This is a genomic window from Agromyces sp. NPDC056389 (genome assembly GCF_042262385.1).
In the GTDB taxonomy this organism is placed as follows: domain Bacteria; phylum Actinomycetota; class Actinomycetes; order Actinomycetales; family Microbacteriaceae; genus Agromyces.
Genome location: NZ_JBHJPN010000002.1, coordinates 255,545 through 276,784 on the forward strand (window position 1 = coordinate 255,545; position 21,240 = coordinate 276,784).

At 70.5% G+C, this 21,240-nt stretch carries 19 protein-coding genes; 4 read left to right on the forward strand and 15 right to left on the reverse strand.

Going from position 1 to position 21,240, the window contains the following annotated elements:
* Positions 1 to 20 precede the first annotated feature (20 nt).
* From atpB to ACFCVM_RS14170, 6 genes are all read right to left on the reverse strand, one after another.
* The gene (atpB, locus tag ACFCVM_RS14145) at positions 21 to 803 is read right to left on the reverse strand and encodes a F0F1 ATP synthase subunit A (RefSeq protein ID WP_375837127.1); all 783 of its coding nucleotides are present in this window, start codon (positions 801 to 803) and stop codon (positions 21 to 23) included.
* 181 nt (positions 804 to 984) lie between these two features.
* Complete coding sequence (locus tag ACFCVM_RS14150) at positions 985 to 1,461, reverse strand: hypothetical protein (protein WP_375837128.1); 477 nt, start codon at positions 1,459 to 1,461, stop codon at positions 985 to 987.
* Positions 1,458 to 2,762 carry an MraY family glycosyltransferase gene (locus ACFCVM_RS14155; RefSeq protein ID WP_375837129.1) on the reverse strand — a complete coding sequence of 435 codons (1,305 nt, stop codon included), beginning with the start codon at positions 2,760 to 2,762 and terminating at the stop codon, positions 1,458 to 1,460. Before ACFCVM_RS14155 ends, ACFCVM_RS14150 begins: the two co-directional genes overlap by 4 nt.
* On the reverse strand, positions 2,759 to 3,586 hold the full coding sequence (locus tag ACFCVM_RS14160) for an L-threonylcarbamoyladenylate synthase (RefSeq protein WP_375837131.1): 828 nt from the start codon (positions 3,584 to 3,586) through the stop codon (positions 2,759 to 2,761). Before ACFCVM_RS14160 ends, ACFCVM_RS14155 begins: the two co-directional genes overlap by 4 nt.
* A 101-nt stretch (positions 3,587 to 3,687) precedes the next feature.
* Positions 3,688 to 4,524, reverse strand: coding sequence for an ABC transporter permease (locus ACFCVM_RS14165; RefSeq protein ID WP_375837132.1), 837 nt, complete (start codon positions 4,522 to 4,524; stop codon positions 3,688 to 3,690).
* 5 nt (positions 4,525 to 4,529) lie between these two features.
* A complete protein-coding gene (locus ACFCVM_RS14170; RefSeq protein ID WP_375837134.1) occupies positions 4,530 to 5,438 on the reverse strand; it encodes an ATP-binding cassette domain-containing protein in 909 nt (302 codons plus the stop codon).
* 116 nt (positions 5,439 to 5,554) lie between these two features.
* Between ACFCVM_RS14170 and ACFCVM_RS14175 the strand changes: the two genes are divergently transcribed.
* On the forward strand, positions 5,555 to 6,562 hold the full coding sequence (locus tag ACFCVM_RS14175; protein ID WP_375837136.1) for a TetR/AcrR family transcriptional regulator C-terminal domain-containing protein: 1,008 nt from the start codon (positions 5,555 to 5,557) through the stop codon (positions 6,560 to 6,562).
* Between the two features lie 24 nt (positions 6,563 to 6,586).
* On the opposite strand, the gene prmC is transcribed toward ACFCVM_RS14175, so the two are convergent.
* A complete protein-coding gene (gene prmC, locus ACFCVM_RS14180; RefSeq protein WP_375837137.1) occupies positions 6,587 to 7,471 on the reverse strand; it encodes a peptide chain release factor N(5)-glutamine methyltransferase in 885 nt (294 codons plus the stop codon).
* An 87-nt stretch (positions 7,472 to 7,558) separates the two neighbouring features.
* Here prmC and cysK point away from each other — a divergent pair, with 87 nt between their 5' ends.
* Complete coding sequence (gene cysK / locus ACFCVM_RS14185) at positions 7,559 to 8,494, forward strand: cysteine synthase A (protein WP_375837138.1); 936 nt, start codon at positions 7,559 to 7,561, stop codon at positions 8,492 to 8,494.
* 89 nt (positions 8,495 to 8,583) lie between these two features.
* Complete coding sequence (gene epsC / locus ACFCVM_RS14190; RefSeq protein WP_375837140.1) at positions 8,584 to 9,162, forward strand: serine O-acetyltransferase EpsC; 579 nt, start codon at positions 8,584 to 8,586, stop codon at positions 9,160 to 9,162.
* Between the two features lie 75 nt (positions 9,163 to 9,237).
* Here epsC and prfA read toward each other — a convergent pair whose 3' ends face one another.
* The 8 genes from prfA to ACFCVM_RS14230 all read right to left on the reverse strand — a co-directional run bounded on the left by prfA (position 9,238) and on the right by ACFCVM_RS14230 (position 20,565).
* Positions 9,238 to 10,314 (reverse strand): peptide chain release factor 1, encoded by a 1,077-nt coding sequence (gene prfA / locus ACFCVM_RS14195; RefSeq protein ID WP_375837141.1) that lies wholly within the window; start codon positions 10,312 to 10,314, stop codon positions 9,238 to 9,240.
* Between the two features lie 7 nt (positions 10,315 to 10,321).
* On the reverse strand, positions 10,322 to 12,526 hold the full coding sequence (gene rho, locus ACFCVM_RS14200; RefSeq protein ID WP_375837142.1) for a transcription termination factor Rho: 2,205 nt from the start codon (positions 12,524 to 12,526) through the stop codon (positions 10,322 to 10,324).
* A 282-nt stretch (positions 12,527 to 12,808) separates the two neighbouring features.
* A complete protein-coding gene (gene thrB / locus ACFCVM_RS14205; RefSeq protein ID WP_375837145.1) occupies positions 12,809 to 13,798 on the reverse strand; it encodes a homoserine kinase in 990 nt (329 codons plus the stop codon).
* A complete protein-coding gene (thrC, locus tag ACFCVM_RS14210; RefSeq protein WP_375837147.1) occupies positions 13,795 to 14,895 on the reverse strand; it encodes a threonine synthase in 1,101 nt (366 codons plus the stop codon). Before thrC ends, thrB begins: the two co-directional genes overlap by 4 nt.
* Positions 14,892 to 16,202 (reverse strand): homoserine dehydrogenase, encoded by a 1,311-nt coding sequence (locus tag ACFCVM_RS14215; protein ID WP_375837149.1) that lies wholly within the window; start codon positions 16,200 to 16,202, stop codon positions 14,892 to 14,894. Before ACFCVM_RS14215 ends, thrC begins: the two co-directional genes overlap by 4 nt.
* Positions 16,199 to 17,635 (reverse strand): diaminopimelate decarboxylase, encoded by a 1,437-nt coding sequence (gene lysA / locus ACFCVM_RS14220; protein ID WP_375837152.1) that lies wholly within the window; start codon positions 17,633 to 17,635, stop codon positions 16,199 to 16,201. Before lysA ends, ACFCVM_RS14215 begins: the two co-directional genes overlap by 4 nt.
* A gap of 201 nt (positions 17,636 to 17,836) precedes the next feature.
* Positions 17,837 to 18,865 carry a DUF2993 domain-containing protein gene (locus ACFCVM_RS14225; protein WP_375837153.1) on the reverse strand — a complete coding sequence of 343 codons (1,029 nt, stop codon included), beginning with the start codon at positions 18,863 to 18,865 and terminating at the stop codon, positions 17,837 to 17,839.
* A gap of 26 nt (positions 18,866 to 18,891) precedes the next feature.
* A complete protein-coding gene (locus ACFCVM_RS14230; RefSeq protein WP_375837156.1) occupies positions 18,892 to 20,565 on the reverse strand; it encodes an arginine--tRNA ligase in 1,674 nt (557 codons plus the stop codon).
* A gap of 39 nt (positions 20,566 to 20,604) precedes the next feature.
* Between ACFCVM_RS14230 and ACFCVM_RS14235 the strand changes: the two genes are divergently transcribed.
* Complete coding sequence (locus ACFCVM_RS14235; RefSeq protein ID WP_375837158.1) at positions 20,605 to 21,219, forward strand: iron ABC transporter ATP-binding protein; 615 nt, start codon at positions 20,605 to 20,607, stop codon at positions 21,217 to 21,219.
* Positions 21,220 to 21,240: the final 21 nt, after the last annotated feature.

Sequence of the window (21,240 nt, forward strand, 5' to 3'; positions counted from 1 at the left end):
TTCTGGGCGGATGCCCGGGCTCAGTGCTCTTCTGCGACCGCGAGCTGGATGTAGACCGCGGTGAGGAGGGCGAAGACGTACGCCTGCAGGACTGCGACGAGGACCTCGAACAGCGTGAACGCGAGGCCGAAGGCCAGCGTTCCGACACCGAGCAGGGTCCACCATCCGCTCATCTGCACGACGAAGAACTGCGTCGCCGCGAAGAAGAGGACCAGCAGGAGGTGGCCGACGATCATGTTCATCATGAGTCGGAGCGTGAGGGTGATCGGGCGGATCACGAACGTCGAGATGAGCTCGATCGGCGTGACGATGATGTACACCGGCCACGGCACACCCGAGGGGAAGAGCGAGTTCTTGAAGAAGTTCTTGGGGCTCTTCTTGACACCCGCGTAGATGAAGGTGACGTACGCGACGATCGCGAGCACGAGCGGCACGCCGATGACGGAGGTGCCGGCGATGTTCAGGAACGGGATGACACCCGTCAGGTTCATGAACAGGATCATGAAGAACATGGTCGTGAGGATCGGCAGGAACCGCTTGCCGTCCTTCTTGCCGAGCAGGTCGTCGGCGATGTTCACGCGCACCATGTCGAGACCCATCTCGACGAGGCTCTGGAACCGCCCGGGCACGACGCTCATGCGACGGGTGCCGAGCCAGAACACGAGCAGCAGGGCGACGACCGCGACGAAGCGGACGAGCATGATGCGGTTGATCTCGAGGAACTCGTTGCCCTCGAAGAACAGCGCTCCGGGGAAGAATTCGTCGATCGACGGCCCGTGGAAGCCACCATCATCGGTTGACATCGGAACCAGCAGGTTCAGAGCGTTAGCTAGCAGCGCTTTCTCCTGTTTCGGGGCGTGGAGCTCGGCTCTCGCGGCGACGAACATGGACCTCGGCAGCCCGTGCGCAAGCAGGGCAGTACCGTGGGGGGATCCCCATTACTCTAGCAATACTTCGGGCAGCCGACGAATCGCCGAGAGGGTCTCACTCTTCGGTGGGCGCCTTCGGCAGCTCGACGTCGCTGACGTAGGGCAGCCGCGACTTCGCGACGACGATCACGTCGACCGCGAGCGAGGCGAGCACCCCGGCGACGAGGCTCAGGAAGAGGGCCGTCGTGTTCAGCCATTCGGCATCGCGCAGCACCACGACGAGCACGATGAAGACGATGAACTTCAGGATCCAGCCGCCGAGCACGATGCCGAAGAAGGCGCCGACGAAGAGGTCGCTCGACGCGAAGCGGTTGGCGGCGAGGATGCTCGCCGCGGTGATGCCCATGAAGACGACGGCCATGAGCGTGCCGATCAGGGCGCCCAGCAGTCCGGGCACGCCGGCGAGCACGTAGCCGAGGATGGCTCCCACGACGAGGATCACCCCGGCGAGGATGCTGCCCCAGACGAGCGCCCTCCGCAACACGGGATTCGAGGTCGGCGTTCGGTCTGCTTCGGGACGTGCGTCGTTCATCGTGCTCCAGGTTCGGGGTCGCCGGATTCTACCGAGCCGTCCTGAGCGGACGCCGGGCCCTGCCGCGGGCCGGCAGGAACGGATGCCTCGTCACCGGCGAGCTCGTCGAGCCCCGCGACATCCGCTTCGGGGGCCTCGTCGATCGCCTCCGCCTCGGCCGCGACGGTGAGGCGCTTGCGGCGGCCGAGCGGGGCGAGCGTGATGACGGCGCAGATGACGAAGCCGATGAACAGCGCGAGGAGCGCCCACAGCGACGAGATCTTGAAGTAGACCGGGAAGACGTAGGTGAGGAGGCATCCGACCGAGGCGACCGCCGTCCAGCCGTAGAGGATCAGCACCGCGTGCAGGTGCGAGTGGCCCATGTCGAGCAGCCGGTGGTGGAGGTGCTTGCGGTCGGCGGAGAACGGCGACTTGCCGGCGCGCAGGCGCCGCATCACCGCCAGGCCGAAGTCGAGCAGCGGGATCACGAGCACCGCGAAGGGCAGCAGGATCGGGATGAACGCGGCCACGAACTGGTTGAGGCCGACGCCGGTCGGGTTCAGCTGGCCCGTGACCGCGACGGCGGAGGTGGCCATGAGGAGCCCGATGAGGAGCGCGCCCGCGTCGCCCATGAAGAGCTTCGCGGGATGCCAGTTGAGCGGCAGGAATCCGGCGCACGCGCCGACGAGGATGATCGCCACGAGCGAGGCGAGGTTGAAATAGTTCGTCGGCGAGGTCTGCTGCACGAGCAGGTAGGAATAGAGGAAGAACACGCCGTTCGCGATGAGGGCGACGCCCGCGACGAGTCCGTCGAGACCGTCGATGAAGTTCACCGCGTTCATCACGAGCACGATCACGAAGACCGTGATGATCGCGAACATCCACGACGAGCCGACGGTGATGCCGCCGATCGGCAGTGACACGATCGACACGCCCTGCCACGTGATGAGCCCGGCGGCGAGGAACTGGGCGGCGAGCTTCGTCGTCCAGTCGAGGTCCCAGATGTCGTCGGCGACGCCGACGATCACGATGAGGAGCGCGGCGCCGAGGATCGCGAGGATCTGGCCCGGGTTCTGGAACACGATCGCGATGTTCGAGAACCGTGACGAACCGAGCGTGGAGACGAACGCCGCGGCGCCGAAGGCGATCAGGATGCCGACGAACATCGCGACGCCGCCGAGACGCGGCGTCGGCCGCGTGTGCACGTCGCGCTCGCGGATCTTCGGGTAGAGCTTGTACTTCAGGCTCAGCTTCCAGACGAGGATCGATCCGCCGAAGGTGACGAGCGCCGTCAGCAGTGCGATGGCCAGGAAGAGGGTCATGAGGCGGCAGCGTCCCCGTCGTCGGCGGCGGAGATCGCGGACTCGGCGTCGGCAGTCGTCGCGGGCGATTCGGCGGAGGGCTCGATCTCCGCGGCGGCGGGCTCAGGCGCGGACGCGGGCTCAGGCGCGGCCTCGGGCTCGAGGAGGTCCTCCCCCACGACCGCTGCGATGCGCTCCCGCGAGATCACGCCGGCGCGCACGATGCGGAGCCGTCCGCCTTCGCGGGCGAGCGCCGTCGCGTCGACGATCGTCGAGGACGTGTCGCCCTCGCGCTCCCCGATCGCCTCGTACGAACCACCGGCGGGCCCGCCGTCGAGGTAGACGTTCACCGAGTCGCCGAGCATCTCCGCGGCATCCGCCGCCGTGGTCGCCGAGGGCTCGCCCGAGCGGTTCGCCGACGACACCGCGAGCGGGCCCGTCTCGGCCAGGAGCTCGAGGGCGATCGGGTTGGCCGGCATGCGGAGCGCAACGGTGCCGCGCGTCTCGCCGAGGTCCCACTGCAGCGACGGCTGGGCGTGGAGGATCACGGTCAGGCCGCCGGGCCAGAACTCGCCGACGAGCTCGCGCACGGCCGCCGGCACCTCGCTCGCGAGCGCATCGAGGGTCGGGATGCCCGGGATCAGCACGGGCGGCGGCGAGGTGCGGTCGCGCCCCTTGGCGTCGAGGAGCCGGGAGACGGCTTTGGGGGCGAAGGCATCGGCGGCCACGCCGTACACGGTGTCGGTGGGGATGACGACGAGCTCCCCCCGTCCGATGGCGCTCCGTGCGAGGCGCATGCCGGTGAGGAGCTCTGAGTCGACCGAACAGTCGTAGATGGCAGTCATGACCTGCCGATTCTAGACCAGCAGTCCGGTGCGGAACCGCGACGGTCGACGGATGCCGCGGCGCAGGCGTGCGCCGCGGCATCCGCTGCCGTTCGACCGCGTCAGCGGCGACCCGCCTTGCGCCGGAACAGCCAGCCGCCCCAGACGACCGAGACGACGACGATTCCGACGCACCAGCCGATCGCCCACCACGCGGAGTCGCCGATCGGCGTGCCCATGAGCAGGCCCCGGATCGTCTCGATGACCGGCGTGATCGGCTGGTTCTCGGCGATCCACTGCAGCCACTCCGGCATCGTCTCGACCGGCACGAACGCGCTCGAGAGGTAGGGCAGGAACAGCAGGATGAATCCGTAGCCGCTCGCGGCCTCGGGGCTCGACGCCGCGAGTCCGATCGCCGCGAAGAGGTAGGTGATCGCGAGGATGTAGAGGGCGACGAGGCCGAGCACCGCGAGCCATTCGAGCGGCGTCGCGCTCGGCCGGAAGCCCACGAGGAGCGCCACCGCGATGACGACGCCCGTCGCGACCAGGTTGCGGGCGAGGCTCGCGACGACGTGACCGGTGGTCACGGCTCCGCTCCGCAGCGGCATGGTGCGGAACCGGTCGATGATGCCCGTCGTCATGTCGCGGGAGACCGAGATGGCGGTCGACGAGGCGCCGAATCCCGCGCAGAGCAGGATGATGCCGGGTACGACGTAGTCGACGTAGCCGCCCGACGGGTCGATCGCGTTGCCGAAGATGAAGGTGAACATCAGCATGAGCATCGTCGGCAGCAGCACCGCCATGAGCATGGCGTCGACATCGCGCACCGAGTGTCGGAAGCTGCGTGCGATGAACGTCGTCTCGGCCGTGAACGGGCCGAGCTTCGCTCGGGCCGGTGCTGGCGCGATGCCGGCGCCCGACGTCGTCGAGGTCGTGGTGGTGGTCGTCAGGGTCGTCATGTCGGTCACTTCGATTCGATGAGTTCGGGGGCGGATGCCGCTGAGCCGGCGGTGATCGCGAGGAACACGTCGTCGAGGCTCGGGCGGCGGATGGACACTTGCGCCCCGGCGACCGCAGAGGCCGGCGAGCGGTCGAGCAGGTCGATGGCGGCGCGCAGTCCGTGCACGCTGCCGTCGGTCGGCAGTTCGAGCAGCAGCTCGCCGTCGGCGCCGCGGAGCTCGACGACGTCGCCGCCGATGCGCGCCTTCAGCTCGTCGGCCGTGCCCTCGGCTGCGATGTGGCCCCGGTCGAGCACGGCGATGCGGTCGGCGAGCCGGTCGGCCTCCTCGAGGTACTGCGTCGTGAGGAAGACCGTCGTGCCGGTCTCGGTGAGCCCGCGGATGACGTTCCAGAGCTCTTGACGGCTGCGCGTGTCGAGGCCCGTGGTCGGCTCGTCGAGGAAGAGGATCGGCACGTCGACGACGAGGCTGAGGGCCAGGTCGAGACGTCGGCGCATGCCGCCGGAGTACGTGCCGAGACGTCGGCGCGCGGCATCCGTCAGGTCGAACCGTTCGAGCAGCTCGGCGGCCCGGCGCCGTGCCTGCTGTCGGCCGAGTCCCGAGAGCCTGCCCATCATGACGAGGTTCTCGGTGCCGGTGAGCACCTCGTCGACGGCGGCGGACTGACCGGTGAGGGCGATGCGCTGCTTCACCTCCTCTGGCGATGCGGCGACGTCGAAGCCCGCGACCCGCGCGACGCCGGCGTCGGGCTTCACGAGCGTCGTCAGGATGTTGATGGTGGTCGTCTTGCCGGCGCCGTTCGGGCCGAGCAGGGCGAACACCGAGCCCGCGGGCACGCTGAGGTCGAGGCCGGCGAGCACTTCGGTCGACCCGAATCGCTTGCGGAGCCCGTGCGTGTCGATCGCGACTGACATGGATCTCTCCTGTTCTCTCGTCTGCGTATGGTGCAAACTGTTTATGCGGTGCACTGTTGTTTAAGTAATACACAGTTCTAGACTGTCGTCAACACCTTCTCGAGAACGGACCCCTTGTGAGCCCTGAGCGTGTGAGTCCCGAGCGACGCGACCCCGAACTCCCTCGAGCGGTGGCGCTCGCGTGGGGCGTCGCGGCCAACCCGCAGCGGGGGCCGAAGCGGGAGCTCTCGATCGAGCGCATCGTCGACGCCGCCATCGAGATCGCCGACGCCGAGGGGATCGGCGCCGTGTCGATGAGCCGTGTCGCGGCGTCGCTCGGCTTCACGACCATGTCGCTCTACCGCTACGTCACGAGCAAGGACGACCTGATCCTGCTGATGCAGGAGGGCGCGGCCACGCCGCCAGTGCCCGACGACACGGTCGAACGCGAGTGGCGCGCCGGCATCTCGGCCTGGGTGCGCGCGATGCGAGCCACCTACCGCGAGCACCCCTGGCTCGTCGACATCCCGATCTCGGGAGCGCCGATCACGCCCAACAGCCTGCTCATCGTCGACTGGTTCCTGCGCGAGGTGCGCGCGCTCCCCCTCAGCGACGGCGAGAAGATGTCGGCCCTGCTGCTGCTCACGAGCTACGCACGCGCCACCGGCGCGCAGGAGCGGGACCTCGGCGTCGCCGCGGCGGCAGCGGCCGACCCGGCCGACGTCACCGGGGCGAACTACTTCGAGGCGCTCGCCGAGCTCGTGACCCCCGAACGGTTCCCGTACCTGAGCCCGCTCCTCGCCGCAGGCGGCTACGTCGCGGAACCCGGCACCGGCCCCGACGAGAGCGACGACGACTTCTCGTTCGGCCTCGAGCGCATCCTCGACGGCATCGAGTACCACGTGGGCCGGGTCGAGTCGGGCGCCGCCGCTCCCGCTGAGGAACCGCTGCCGCCGACGCTCGAGCTGCCGCGCGACAAGCAGGTCCGTGAGGCGGCGAAGGCACGGCGGGAGGCGGAGAAGGCCCTGCGCGAGGCGCAGAAGCGCGAACGCGAGGCGATCAGGCACGCCCTCGAGCGCGAGAGGAACGCGCTCGAACGTGAGCGGAACGCGCGCGAGAAGGCGGAGCGGGCGAAGAAGGACTAGCGGGCGGTGCTGGGCGCGGCCCGCTCAGCGCACCGCGGAGGTCGCCCGATCGCGCGTCGTCAGGTCGCGGTGATGCGCGATCGCTCGCCAACCGTCAGCCGCGAGGATCTCGGCGATCGCCGCAGACTGCTCCTCGCCGTGCTCGATCACGAGCGCGCCGCCCGGGCGCAGCAGCGCGAGCGCACGCCGGGAGAGCACCCGGACGACGTCGAGTCCGTCGGCACCGCCGTAGAGCGCCTGCTCGGGGTCGTGGAGGCGCACCTCGGGGTCTCGCGGCATCTCGCGGAGCGGGACGTAGGGCGGGTTCGAGACCACGACCGCCACCCGGCCGTCGAGTTCGGGCAGGGCGTCGGCGAGGTCGCCGAAGACGAGCTCGAGATTGGGCGCCGCGACCTCGGCGACGTTGCGCTTCGTCCAGACGAACGCCTCGGGCGACTTCTCGACCGCCCACACCCTCGCGTGCGGCACCTCCGTCGCGAGTGCGAGGGCGATCGCCCCGCTGCCCGTGCCGAGGTCGACGCCGATCGGCTCGGGCTCGGCCGCGGAGGCGAGCGCGTCGATCGCGAGCTGGGCGACCTGCTCGGTCTCGGGCCGCGGCACGAAGACCCCTGGGCCGACCTGGAGGTCGAGATTGCGGAACGCCGCACGCCCCGTGATGTGCTGCAGCGGCTCGCGCAGGGAACGGCGGCCGACGAGTTCGGCGAGCGTCGCGACATCCGCTGCATCGACCTCTCCGCCGACGACCATGCGCGCCTGCACCGCGCCGCGGGAGAGGCCGAGCACGTGACCGATGAGGAGCTCGGCATCGACCTCCGGGTCGGGGACGCCGGCGGAGGCGAGCGTCGACGCCATCTCGTCTCGGAGCTCGCGCAGGGATCGCGCACGGGCGTCGGGGGTCGTCGTATCCACGCAATGGAATGTAACGCACTCGCCTCCGTGCGAGCCGAAGCCTAGGCTGAGGCCGTCGTCCACCACCTGACCCGAGAGGCAAGCCACATGGCGCAGATCTACGAGAACATCACCGAGGTCGTCGGTCGCACGCCGCTCGTGCGCCTGAACCGGCTCACCGAGGGCGCGGGCGCCACGGTGCTCGCGAAGCTCGAGTTCTACAACCCCGCCGCGAGCGTCAAGGACCGCATCGGCGTCGCCATCATCGATGCGGCCGAGAAGTCGGGTGAGCTGGCCCCGGGCGGCACGATCGTCGAGGGCACGAGCGGCAACACCGGCATCGCGCTGGCACTCGTCGGCGCTGCTCGCGGCTACCGCGTGATCCTCACCATGCCCGAGACGATGAGCGTCGAGCGCCGCGTGCTGCTGCGCGCCTACGGCGCGGAGATCGTGCTCACCCCCGGCTCGGAGGGCATGAAGGGCGCGGTCGCGAAGGCCAACGAGATCGTCGAGGCCACGCCCGGTGCGATCCTCGCACGCCAGTTCGAGAACGAGGCGAACCCGGCGATCCACTACGCGACGACCGGTCCCGAGATCTGGAACGACACCGACGGCGGCGTCGACATCCTCGTCTCCGGCATCGGCACGGGCGGCACCATCACAGGCGCCGGCCGCTACCTCAAGGAGCAGAAGCCGGGCCTCCAGGTCGTCGCCGTCGAGCCCGCCGACTCCCCCATCCTCACGCAGGGCACGCCCGGCCCCCACAAGATCCAGGGCCTCGGCGCGAACTTCGTGCCCGACGTGCTCGACCGCGAGGTCTACGACGAGGTCATCGACGTCGCGACGAGCGACGCCATCGCCACGGCACGCGCCCTCGCGACCGACGAGGCGATCCTCGGCGGTATCTCGTCGGGCGCGGCCGTCTGGGCAGCCCTCGAGGTCGCGAAGCGCCCCGAGAACGACGGCAAGACGATCGTCGTCGTCGTGCCCGACTTCGGCGAGCGGTACGTCTCGACCGTGCTCTACGAAGACCTGCGCGACTGAACGATCGTGAGCGCCCGGCGCAGCATCCGCTGATGCTGTCCCGGGCGCTCGTGGCATCCGAACGACGTGCGGACTGATTGACTTACGACGTGACCTTCTTCCGAGCTCTCCGCGAAGACATCGCGACGGCGCGCGCGCACGACCCCGCCTCCCGCGGAAACCTCGAGGTGTTCCTCGCCTACTCGGGCCTGCACGCGATCTGGGGCTACCGACTCGCCCACAAGCTCTGGCGCGGCGGGCTGCGCCTGCCCGCCCGGCTCATCTCGCAGCTCGTGCGATTCCTCACGGGTGTCGAGATCCACCCCGGCGCCACGATCGGCCGCCGGTTCTTCATCGACCACGGCATGGGCGTCGTCGTCGGCGAGACGGCGGTCGTCGGCGACGACGTCATGCTCTACCACGGTGTCACCCTCGGCGGGAAGGCCGCCCGCGGCGCCGACCGCGGGGCGAAGCGGCATCCGACGCTCGACGACGGGGTCACCGTCGGAGCGGGCGCGAAGGTGCTCGGCGACATCACGATCGGCGCGTGGAGCGCGATCGGCGCGAACGCCGTCGTCACGAAGGATGCCCCGGCTCACTCGCTCATCGTCGGCATCCCCGCGACGTTCAAGCCGCTCTCGCATGAGACGGCCGACGCCGCTCGCGGCGTGCACGACTGGCACATCTGAACGCTCGGCACCCTCGCCCCGAGACGATGGATGCCCCGGACACTCGAGGTGTCCGGGGCATCCGTCTCGTTGCGACTACTGGTCGCCGAGGTGAGCCAGTCGCGCCTCTTCGTCGGCCTGGATGGCCGACTCGATGATCGGTTCCAGCGCGCCGTTCATCACCTGGTCGAGGTTGTAGGCCTTGTACCCGGTGCGGTGATCGGCGATGCGGTTCTCGGGGAAGTTGTACGTGCGGATGCGCTCGGACCGGTCCATGGAGCGGATCTGCGACTTGCGGGCGTCGGACGCCGCGGCCGCGATCTCCTCCTGCTGACGCGCGAGGATGCGGGCGCGCAGCACGCGCATCGCGGCCTCGCGGTTCTGCAGCTGCGACTTCTCGTTCTGCATCGACACCACGATGCCCGTGGGCAGGTGGGTGATGCGCACCGCGGAGTCGGTCGTGTTGACCGACTGGCCGCCGGGGCCCGAGGAACGGTAGACGTCGATCTTCAGGTCGTTCTGGTTGATGTCGACCTCTTCGGGCTCGTCGACCTCGGGGAAGACGAGCACGCCCGTCGTCGAGGTGTGGATGCGCCCCTGCGTCTCGGTGACGGGCACGCGCTGCACGCGGTGCACGCCACCTTCGTACTTCAGGTGCGCCCACACGCCCTGAGACGGATCGGTCGCGTTCGACTTGATCGCGACCTGTACGTCTTTATAGCCGCCGAGGTCGGACTCGTTCTGATCGAGGAGCTCGATCTTCCAGCCCTTCGACTGCGCGTACTGCATGTACATGCGCAGCAGGTCGCCGGCGAAGAGGGCGCTCTCTGCACCGCCCTCACCGCCCTTGATCTCCATGATCACGTCGCGGCCGTCGTCGGGGTCGCGCGGGATCAGGAGTCGGCGGAGCCGCTCCTGCGCCGTGGCGAGCCCCTCTTCGAGCGCCGGCACCTCTTCGGCGAACGCCTCGTCCTCCTTCGCGAGTTCACGCGCGGCGGCGAGGTCGTCTTGCGCCTCGAGCCACGCCGAGTGCGCGGAGACGATCCGGCTCAGCTCGGCGTAGCGCCGGTTGACCTTCTTCGCCCGCGCAGCATCGGCGTGGAGCGCCGGGTCGGCGAGCTCCTCTTGCAGCTTCGCGTGCTCGGCGAGCAGGCTCTGGACGGACTCGAACACGGATGCCTCAGCGGTGGTCGGTCTCGTGCCCGTGCGAGTTGCCGTGACCGGTCGCGACCGGCATCGACTTCTGCATGAGCATGAGGAACTCGACGTTCGACTGCGTCTCCTTCAGACGGCCGAGCACGGCTTCGAGCGCCTGCTGCTGCTCGAGCCCTGCGAGGGCGCGGCGCAGCTTCCAGGTGATCTTGACCTCGTCGGCCGAGAGCAGCATCTCCTCGCGGCGCGTGGACGACGCGTTGACGTCGACCGCCGGGAAGATGCGCTTGTCGGCGAGCTGACGCGAGAGGCGCAGCTCGGAGTTGCCGGTGCCCTTGAACTCCTCGAAGATCACCTCGTCCATCTTCGACCCGGTCTCGACGAGCGCGGTGGCGAGGATGGTCAGCGAGCCGCCGTTCTCGATGTTGCGCGCAGCACCGAAGAAGCGCTTCGGCGGGTACAGCGCCGAGGCGTCGACACCGCCCGAGAGGATGCGACCGGATGCCGGTGCGGCCAGGTTGTACGCACGGCCGAGGCGCGTGATCGAGTCGAGCAGCACGACGACGTCGTGACCGAGCTCGACGAGTCGCTTGGCGCGCTCGATGGCGAGCTCGGCGACCGTCGTGTGGTCTTCGGCCGGACGGTCGAAGGTCGAGGCGATGACCTCGCCCTTCACCGTGCGCTGCATGTCGGTGACCTCTTCGGGGCGCTCGTCGACGAGCACGACCATGAGGTGGACCTCTGGGTTGTTGATCGAGATCGCGTTGGCGATCTGCTGCAGCACGATCGTCTTGCCGGCCTTCGGGGGCGCGACGATGAGGCCGCGCTGGCCCTTGCCGATCGGCGCGACGAGGTCGATGATGCGCTGCGTGAGCTTGGTGGGCTCGGTCTCGAGGCGCAGACGCTCCTGCGGGTAGAGCGGCGTGAGGCTCTGGAACTCGACGCGGGCCGCCGCCTCGTCGGTCGTCTGACCGTTGATCGAGTCGACCTTGACGAGCGCGTTGTACTTCTGACGGCTGCTCGAGTCGTTGTCGCGCGGCTGCTTGATGGCGCCGACGACCGCGTCGCCCTTGCGCAGGTTGTACTTCTTCACCTGACCGAGGGAGACGTAGACGTCGCTCGGGCCCGGCAGGTAGCCGGTCGTGCGCACGAATGCGTAGTTGTCGAGCACGTCGAGGATGCCCGCGATGGGGATCAGCACGTCGTCGTCGAGGATCTCGGGCTCGAGCTCGTCGCCCATGCCCTGGCCGCGACGCTTGCGGTCGCGATAGCGGTTGCGACGGCCGCCTTCGCCGTCGAGCTGCGCCTGGGGGTCGCGCGACTGGCCGTCACGGCCCTGGCCGTCACGTGCCTGACCGTCACGGCCCTGTCCGTCGCGAGCCTGGTTGTCGCGGTCGCGGCCGCGGCCCTCGCCCTGCTGCTTGGACTTGTCGGCGTCGCCGTTCTGGCGGGACTCGCCGGACTTGACGCCCTGCTCGTCGCCCTTGCGGCCCTGGTCGGCGTTCTGACGGTCGTTCTGTCGACCCGACTGGCGCTCGCCCTGCTTCTGCTCGCCCTTCTGGGCGTCGTCACCGCGCTCGGCGCGATCGCCACGCTCGCCGCCGCGACGACCGCGGTTGCGGCTGCGGCCCTGGCGGGGCTCTTCGGACGCTGCGGCCTCGCCGTCGCCCTCGGCGGACTGGGCGCCGCGAGCGCCCTCACCGGTCGCTGCGGCGAGTTCCTCGCGCACTGCGGCACGAGCGGCCTCGCGGGCCTCGTCGGTCTCGGTCGGCGCTGCGGTCTCGGGCACGAGGCCGACACCGGCACCGCCGGCGTTGACGTGCTGCACGGCCGACGTGGTCGCGCTCGTGGCACGACGCGGCTGACGACGCTGACGCGTCGGCGTGGTCGCGGGTGCTTCGGCCACGGCCTCGGCTGCAAGGGCAGCCGGAGCTTCGGGCTCGGCCGGGGCTTCCGGCTCTGCCGGAGGCTCGGCCGCAGCAGGCACGTCGAGTTCGACGGGAGCGGCCTGCTCGGCCGCCGGAGCCTCGGTCTGGTCAGCCGAAGCGGCGGACCCGCCGTCGGCCGCCGAGGCCTGGTGCTCGGAGATCAACTCCACGAGTTCTCCTTTTCGGCGCTTCGAGCCGCCCGCGAGGCCGAGGGATGCGGCGAGCTCCTGGAGCTCGGCGACCTTCATGGCGGACAGACGGGCGGTGTTGGCCACGCGATCGGCGTGGTCGGTTCCGTTGGTCACTGGGTATGTTCCTTTCCCCTGTCGCAAGAGTTGCGGATTCAGGAGAGCTGATCGCTGGCACGAGCGATGCCGGTGCGCACGATGGCGCAGACACGCGCGAGAGCGAAAGCAATAGATTGCCGGGAATTGCACGAGCGAGCTGGGACGCGAACAGTGCGTCACCTGCCGGGTGCGTGGTCAGTCTACCATCACCGAGCCGTTCGTCCCGCCACGCGACGCGCCTGTGGAGAGGATGCCGCACGGCGGAGGACCGGCGATCGTCCGCCGGTCCTCCGCGACGCGCTACGCGCTCTGAACCGTCGCGCCCTTGAAGTCCACCGCGAGCGGCAACGCCTGCCAGGCGGTGTCGGCGGAGGCCTCGACGAGGGCGATGGCCGCTGCTCGCTCGCTCGGGTCGCTCGCGAGGACGAGGATCGACGGCCCTGCGCCCGAGACGACCGCCGGATGCCCCGCCTCGCGGAGGACTCGGATGAGCCGATCGGTCTCGGGCATCGCCGCAGCGCGGTAGTGCTGGTGCAGCTTGTCCTCCGTGGCCTGGAAGAGCAGCTCGGGACTCTGGATGAGCGCGGCGACGAGCAGCGCCGAGCGCGACACGTTGAAGACGGCGTCTTCGTGCGGCACCGACTCGGGCTGCAGCGAACGGGCCAGCGCCGTCGACATCTCGTGCTCGGGCACGAGCACGAGCGGTGAGACACCGCGGTGCACCATGAGCTTCTTGTGCCGCGGGCCCTCCGGAGTCACCCAGGCGATCGTGAGCCCGCCGAACAGCGCGGGCGCCACGTTGTCGGGGTGCCCTTCGAGCTCGGTGGCGAGGTCGAGCAGCTCGTCGGCGCTGAAGTCGACGATGCCGTCGAGCAGTCCCTTGGCCGCCACGACGCCCGCGACGATCGCGGCGCCCGAGGAGCCGAGGCCTCGGCCATGCGGAATGACGTTGTGCGCCACGAGCTTGAGCGCCGGCATCGGCACGCCCGCACGGGCGAAGGTGTGGGCGATCGCGCGCACGACGAGGTGCGACTCGTCGAGCGGCACCTCACCCTCGCCGACGCCGTGCACCTCGACCTCGAGTGTCGGGGCACCCGGCGCCGCCGAGGAATCGGGAACCGAGACCTCGAGCTCGTCGTACCTCGCGAGCGCGAGACCGAGCGTGTCGAAGCCGGGGCCGAGGTTCGCCGAGGTCGCAGGGACCTTCACGAGCACGCGGCGCCCGGTCAACGAGGTCGCGACGTCGGCTCCCGATGCGCCGGCGCCGGCGACGGCAGCAGCGCCGGTCATGAGGAGAGCCCGAGCACCGAGGCGATCTGCGCGGTGTCGACCGGCACGATCGTCGGCTGCACGTCGGAGCCGTCGGCCGTGCGGAGCGCCCACTGCGGGTCCTTCAGGCCGTGACCGGTGACCGTGAGCACGACGCGCGCGCCGGCGGGGACGACGCCCGCAGCCGAGCGCTCGAGGAGACCGGCGACCGAGATGGCGGACGCGGGCTCGACGAAGATGCCCACCTCCGCCGAGAGGATGCGCTGGGCTTCGAGGATCTTGTCGTCGTCGATCGCGCCGAAGTAGCCGTCGGTCTCGTCGCGCGCCTGCAGGGCGAGCTCCCACGATGCCGGGTTGCCGATGCGGATCGCGCTCGCGATGGTGTCGGGGTCCTTCACCGGCTCGCCGCGCACGATCGGTGCGGAGCCCGAGGCCTGGAAGCCGAACATCCGCGGCATCCTCGTGGCGTTGCCCGCCGCGATGTCTTCACGATAGCCGCGCGTGTACGCGGTGTAGTTGCCGGCGTTGCCGACGGGGATGAAGTGGAAGTCGGGCGCGTCGCCGAGCGCCTCGACGACCTCGAACGCCGCCGTCTTCTGCCCCTCGATGCGGTCGTTGTTGACCGAGTTCACGAGGTGCACGGGGTAGTTCGCCGCGAGGTCGCGGGCGATGTCGAGACAGTCGTCGAAGTTGCCCTGCACCTGCAGCAACTCCGCGTTGTGGGCGATGGCCTGGCTGAGCTTGCCCATGGCGATCTTGCCCTCGGGCACGAGCACCGCGGCCTTGATGCCGGCGTGGGTGGCGTAGGCGGCCGCCGAGGCGGAGGTGTTACCGGTCGACGCGCAGATGACGACCTTCGCGCCGTGCTCGACGGCCTTCGTGACGGCCATGGTCATGCCGCGGTCCTTGAAGGAGCCCGTGGGGTTCATGCCCTCGAACTTCACCCAGACGTCGGCGCCGGTGCGGGCCGAGAGCGCGGGGGCCGGCAGGAGCGGCGTGCCGCCCTCGCCGAGGGTGACGATCGGCGTCGCGTCGGTGACGTCGAGCCGGTGCGCGTACTCGCGGATGACTCCGCGCCATTGACGCGAGTTGGCCTTGGGGGTGATGGGGGTGTTCACACTGCTCCTTCGACTCGGAGGACGGACGCGACGGATGCGACGACAGGGCTCTGGGCGAGGGCTGCGACGGTCTCGGCGAGCGCGGACTCCTTCGCCTCGTGCGTCCCGATCACCAGCGTAGCCCGCTGGGAGCCCTCGCTGACGGTCTGCTGCAACTGCTCGACGGAGACGCCGTGGGCGGCGAAAGTGCGCGCGATCTGCTCGAGCACGCCCGGCTCGTCGGCCACCTCGAGCGTGATGGCGTATCGCGTGGTGATGCGGCCGATCTCGAGCACGGGCAGCGCCGCGTGCGTCGACTCGGCCGTGCCCGGGCCGCCGATGACGTGCCGGCGCGCGATCGCCACGAGGTCGCCGAGCACGGCGGAGGCGGTCTGCACTCCCCCGGCGCCCGCGCCGTAGAACATGAGCGGGCCGGCAGCGGATGCCTCGACGAACACCGCGTTGTTCGCGCCGTGCACGGCCGCCAGGGGGTGACTGCGGGGCACGAGCGCCGGATAGACCCGCGCCGAGACGCCCTCTTCGCCGGTCTCGGCATCGGTCAGTCGCTCGCAGATCGCGAGGAGCTTCACGACGTAGCCCGCACGGCGCGCGGAGTCGACCTGCTCGGCCGAGACGCCCGTGATGCCCTCGCGGTGCACGGCCTCGACGGGGACGCTCGTGTGGAACGCGAGGCTCGCGAGGATCGCCGCCTTCTGCGCGGCGTCGTAGCCGCCGATGTCCGCGGTCGGGTCGGCCTCGGCGTAGCCGAGCTCCGTCGCCGTCGCCAGGGCGTCTTCGAGGGATGCCCCGGTCTGGTCCATGCGGTCGAGGATGAAGTTCGTCGTGCCGTTGACGATGCCGAGGATCCGGTCGACGCGGTCGCCTGCGAGGCTGTCGCGCAGCGGCCGGATGATGGGGATGGCTCCGGCGACGGCGGCCTCGTACGAGAGCTGCGCCCCGACCTGCTCGGCAGCGGCGAAGAGCTCGGGGCCGTGGTTCGCGAGCAGCGCCTTGTTACCCGTGACGACGTCGGCGCCCGAGGCGATCGCCTGCAGCACGAGCGTGCGCGCCGGCTCGATGCCGCCCATGAGCTCGATCACGATGTCGGAGCCGAGGATGAGCGCGTCGGCGTCGGTCGTCAGGAGCTCGCGCGGCAGTTCGGTGTCGCGCTTCGCGTCGACGTCGCGCACGGCGATGCCGACGAGCTCGATGCGGGCGCCGATGCGCTGGGCGAGCTCGTCGGAGTGCTCGAGCAGGAGGCGTGCCACCTGCGAGCCGACGGAGCCGGCTCCGAGCAGGCCCACTCGGATGGAGCGGTACTCGATCATGCAGGGTTCCCTTCGATGGCGCGGTCGTCGCCGGCGGATGCCTCGAGCCCGGCGTCGCGCGCGAGCAGTTGCTCCTCGGTCTCGCCGCGCACGATGACGCGCGCCGCGCCGTCGCGGACCGCGACGACCGGCGGCCGGGGCACGTGGTTGTAGTTCGACGCGAGCGGCCAGCAGTAGGCGCCGGTGGCCGGCACCGCGAGCAGGTCGCCCGGCGCGACGTCGCCCGGCAGGTACTCGGCGTCGACGACGATGTCGCCCGATTCGCAGTGCTTGCCGGCGACCCGCACGAGCGCGGGGGCAGCGTCGGAGACGCGTGAGGCGATGCGCGCCGAGTACTCGGCCCCGTAGAGCGCGGTGCGGGCGTTGTCGCTCATGCCGCCGTCGACCGAGACGTAGTGGCGCACCCCGCCTTCGATCGGCACGGGCTTGATGGTGCCGACCGTGTAGAGCGTGACGCCCGCCGGGCCGATGATCGAACGGCCCGGCTCGAAGGCGAGCTTCGGCACGGCCACGTCGTGCTCGCGGCATCCTGCGGCGACGGCGGCCACGATGCCCGACGCGATCTCCTCGATCGGGGCGGGCTCGTCGGCGGAGGTGTAGGCGATGCCGAAGCCGCCGCCGAGGTTCAGCTCGGGAACGGGGGCGGACTTCGAGAGTTCGGCGTGCACGGCGAGCAGGCGCTCGGCCGACTCGGCGAAGCCGGCGGCGTCGAAGATCTGCGAGCCGATGTGGCAGTGCAGGCCGAGGAAGGCGAGCGAGGGGTGCGAGCGGATGCGTGCGCCGAGCTCGACCGCCCGGTCGAGCGGAACGCCGAACTTCTGGTCTTCGTGCGCGGTCGCGAGGAACTCGTGCGTCGAGGCGTGCACGCCGCTGTTCACGCGGAGCCGCACGGCCTGGACCCGGCCGGCGCGCGCCGCGGCATCCGCGACCCGCTCGATCTCGATCTCGCTGTCGATGACGATCGCGCCGACGCCGGCGGCGATGCCGCGCTCGATCTCGGCGATCGACTTGTTGTTGCCGTGGAAGCCGATGCGGGCGGGGTCGGCGCCCGCGGCGAGTGCGACGGCGAGCTCGCCGCCGGTGCACACGTCGACGGCGAGGCCCTCGTCGGTCACCCAGCGCACGATCGCCCCCGAGAGGAAGGCCTTGCCGGCGTAATAGACCGTCACAGTCGTGCCGATGGAGGCCGCGGCGTCGTCGAAGGCGCGCTTGGTGCGTGCGGCCCGGGCGCGCGCCTCGGCCTCGTCGACGACGTAGAGCGGGGTGCCGAACTCGGCGGCGAGCGAGGACGCATCGCGGCCGGCGATCACGAGGCGGCCGGCCTCATCGCGCGAAGCGGTGGAGGGCCAGACGAGCGGAGCGAGCGCGTTGGCGTCGTCGGGCGCACGGAGCCAGCCGGGGAGGGGTGCGGTGGATGCCACGGGGAACCTCACGGGAACGGAAAATCGAAGGCATGGATCGCTCGCGGCGAGCGAACCCGGATCGGTTCCTGAAGCCTGCTGTGCGCGTCGACCTCGTGAGTCGGCGTACCGCGAGTCTATCGAGGGGCGTATGCCGAGCCGAATCGAGCACTCGACATGCCCGCTCCCGCTGCCGCCGAGTGCCGCTCGCCCGTGAGCGGCAGCACGGGGTCTCTATCCGCACGTGCCCTTCTGCTCGAGGCTCGCGGAGTCGAGCACGAGGCCGTCGGCCTGGAGCCGCACCGCCGCGGCACCCGGTGTCACCGCGATCGACTCGAGCTGCACGCCCTGGGGCAGTCGGTCGGCGATGCAGACCTCGAGCGGGTCGCCGCCGAGGAGCCGCTCGACGATGCCGGACACGTCGATGGATGCGCCGACCGCGCCGACCTCGACGGCCTCGGGTTCGAGGAGCACCGAGCCGCCGGCGGCGACCGGGGCGGCCGTCACCTGATAGGTGATCGGGAGTCCGAAGACCTCGATGCGGCCTTCGTAGCCGACAGTGCCCTCGCCGAGGGTGAGCCCGGTCTCGACGCCCGCGACCGTGACGAGCTGGTTCACCGCGTCGGCATCGGCGGTGATCGTCGCCGTCAGGCGATCGACGGACGACGCGAGATCGACCGGCACGCCCTCCGCGACGACCGAGACGGCGAGGGGTGTGCCGTCGACGGTCAGCTCGGCTGCATCGAGTTCGACGTGCTGCATGGTGCCGGAGAGGTACTGCGCGATCACCGAGAACCCGCCGATGGCGACGTCGACGTCGCCCTCGACGCCGTCGGGCAGGTTGGCCTCGATCTCCTCGGCGACCCGCTGCTCGGCGATGCCGCGGGCGAGGATGTCGGCCACGACGACGAGCGCCACGACCACCGCGAGCACCACGCCGACGACGATCCAGATGCGGGCGCCGCGACCGAGCCCCCGCCGCTCACGGGGCGCACCGGCGTCGGCATCGTTCGAAGTCGCGGCAGCCGTACCGACGGCAGCGGCGGAGGCACCTGCTGCTGCGCCCGCGGCCGCATACGGCTCGAACACCTCGGTCGGCTGCGCGTCCGCGGCATCGGGCTCGATGACCGCGGTGGCGCCCAGCGCGTCGTCACCCGTGTCGATGACCGCCGTCGGCTGCGCGTCGTCGGCCTCGACCGGTACGGCGGGCGCCGTCGTCTCGGGGGCCTCGCCCGCGTCGTGCTCGTCGCCGTGCTTCGCCATCGGGGCCTCCGGGTCGGGGTGGTGGGTCACATGCGTTCGGGTGCCGACACGCCGAGCAGCTCGAGGCCGTTGCGGATGACCTGGCCCGTCGCGTCGTTCAGCCAGAGCCTCGTGCGGTGGAGGTCGCCGATCGGCTCATCGCCGAGCGGGAGCACGCGGCAGTTGTCGTACCAGCGATGGTAGAGCCCTGCGAGCTCCTCGATGTAGCGCGCGACCCGATGCGGTTCGCGAAGCTCGGCCGACTGGGCGACGATGCGGGGGAACTCCTGCAGCGCGCCGAGCAGCGCCGACTCGGTCTCGTGGGTCAGCAGCTCGGGGGCGAACGACGAGCGGTCGAGACCGACGGATGCCGCGTTGCGATCGACCGCGCACGTGCGGGCGTGCGCATACTGCACGTAGAACACGGGGTTGTCGTTCGTGCGGCGCTGCAGGATCTCGGGATCGATCGTCAGGGGCGAATCGGCGGGATACCGGCCGAGCGTGTAGCGCAGCGCGTCGGTGCCGAGCCAGGCCTGCAGGTCGTCGAGCTCGATGATGTTGCCGGCGCGCTTGGAGAGCTTCGCGCCGTTGATCGAGACGAGCTGGCCGATGAGCACCTCGACGTCGCGCTCTGGGTCGTCTCCGGCGGCGCCGGCGAGCGCCTTCAGGCGGTGCACGTAGCCGTGGTGATCGGCGCCGAGCAGGTAGATCTTGTGGCCGAAGCCGCGGTCGCCCTTGTCGAGGTAGAGGGCGGCGTCGGCCGCGAAGTAGGTGTAGACGCCGTTGCCCCGGCGGATGACCCGGTCTTTGTCGTCGCCGAAGTCGGTCGTGCGCACCCACACGGCGTCGTCGAGGTCGAAGACGTGGCCCTGGGCGCGCAGTCGCTCGACGGCCGTGTCGATGTCGGAGAGGCCGTCGTCGCCCTTGGCGTGCAGGCGGCGCTCGCTCGTCCACACGTCGAAGTGCACGTTGAACCGTGCGAGCGAGGCGCGGATCTCGGCGAGCTGCAGCTCGTAGGCGATCTCGGTCGCCGTGTGCAGCGCAACGGCGTCGTCGAGCTCGAGCAGCTTGGGCTCGCGCTCGAGCACCTGGCGGGCGAGCTCGCCGATGTAGGCGCCCGGATAGCCGCCCTCGGGGGTCGGCTCGCCCTTGGCCGCGGCGAGCACGGACGCGCCGAAGTTCTCCATCTGGTTGCCGGCGTCGTTGATGTAGTACTCGTTGGCGACCTCGGCGCCCGCGGCGCGGAGGACCCGGCCGATGGAGTCGCCGAGCGCAGCCCAGCGGGTGTGGCCGATGTGCAGCGGGCCGGTCGGGTTCGCCGAGACGAACTCGAGGTTGATGACGCTGCCCGCGAGGGTGTCGCTCGTGCCGTAGCCGGGGCCGGCCTCGACGATGGTCTTCGCGAGCGCACCGGCTGCGGCGGCGTCGAGGCGGATGTTGATGAAGCCCGGGCCGGCCACCTCGGCGCTCGCGACGCCGTCGACGTCCGTCAGCCCTGCGGCGAGCTCCGTCGCGAGTTCGCGCGGGTTCACGCCGAGCGGCTTCGCCACGCGCATCGCGATGTTCGAGGCCCAGTCGCCGTGCTCCCGGTTCTTCGGGCGCTCGAGGGCGACGTCGCTCTCGGTGAGGCCGAACGAGACTTCGTCACCCGCGGCGCGACGTCGCTCGACGATGGCGAGGACGAGGGCGTACAGGGCGTGCGAAAGGTCGGCGGGAGTCACCCGCAAATCCTACCCGCCGCCATTGGTAAGGTTCGTCACATGCTGCGCTCGCCCCATCTGTCCCGCACCCGCCCCGCCGCCGTCGCACTCGTGGTCGCGGCATCCGTGATGCTGTTGAGCGGATGCACCGGCGAAGCACCCGACCCCGAGAAGACGACCGCACCGCCGCAGGCGAGCGGGACGCCGACCGCATCGGCCGAGCCGACCGAGACCGCGGAGCCCCTCGTGCCGTTCGCGATCGACTGCGATGCGCTGCTCACGCCCGATCAGGTGTACGCGTTCAACCCGAACTTCGGCACCGCCCCCGACTTCGAACCGTCGGGCGACCACGTCGTCGCCGTGGTCGCCGAGGAGGGAACCGCGTGCGGCTGGCTGAACCAGACGAGCGGGGAGATCATCGAGGTCGGCGTCTCGACTCCCCCGCCCGCCGCACTGCTCGCCCACCAGAGCGACGCCGCGATGGACTCGACCCCCGTGCCGACCTATGGCACTCCTCCCACCCTCGAGGGCTACTTCACGCAGGCCGCGGGCAGCGGTGAGGTGCAGGTCTTCAGCGGTCCCTACTGGATCGTGGTCCGCTCCGCAGCGCTCTTCGAACCCGGCGATGCCGGCCAGCTCGTCGCCGACGTGCTCGGCAACCTCCCGGCAGCCTGACGCGCGGCCGGCGACGATGAG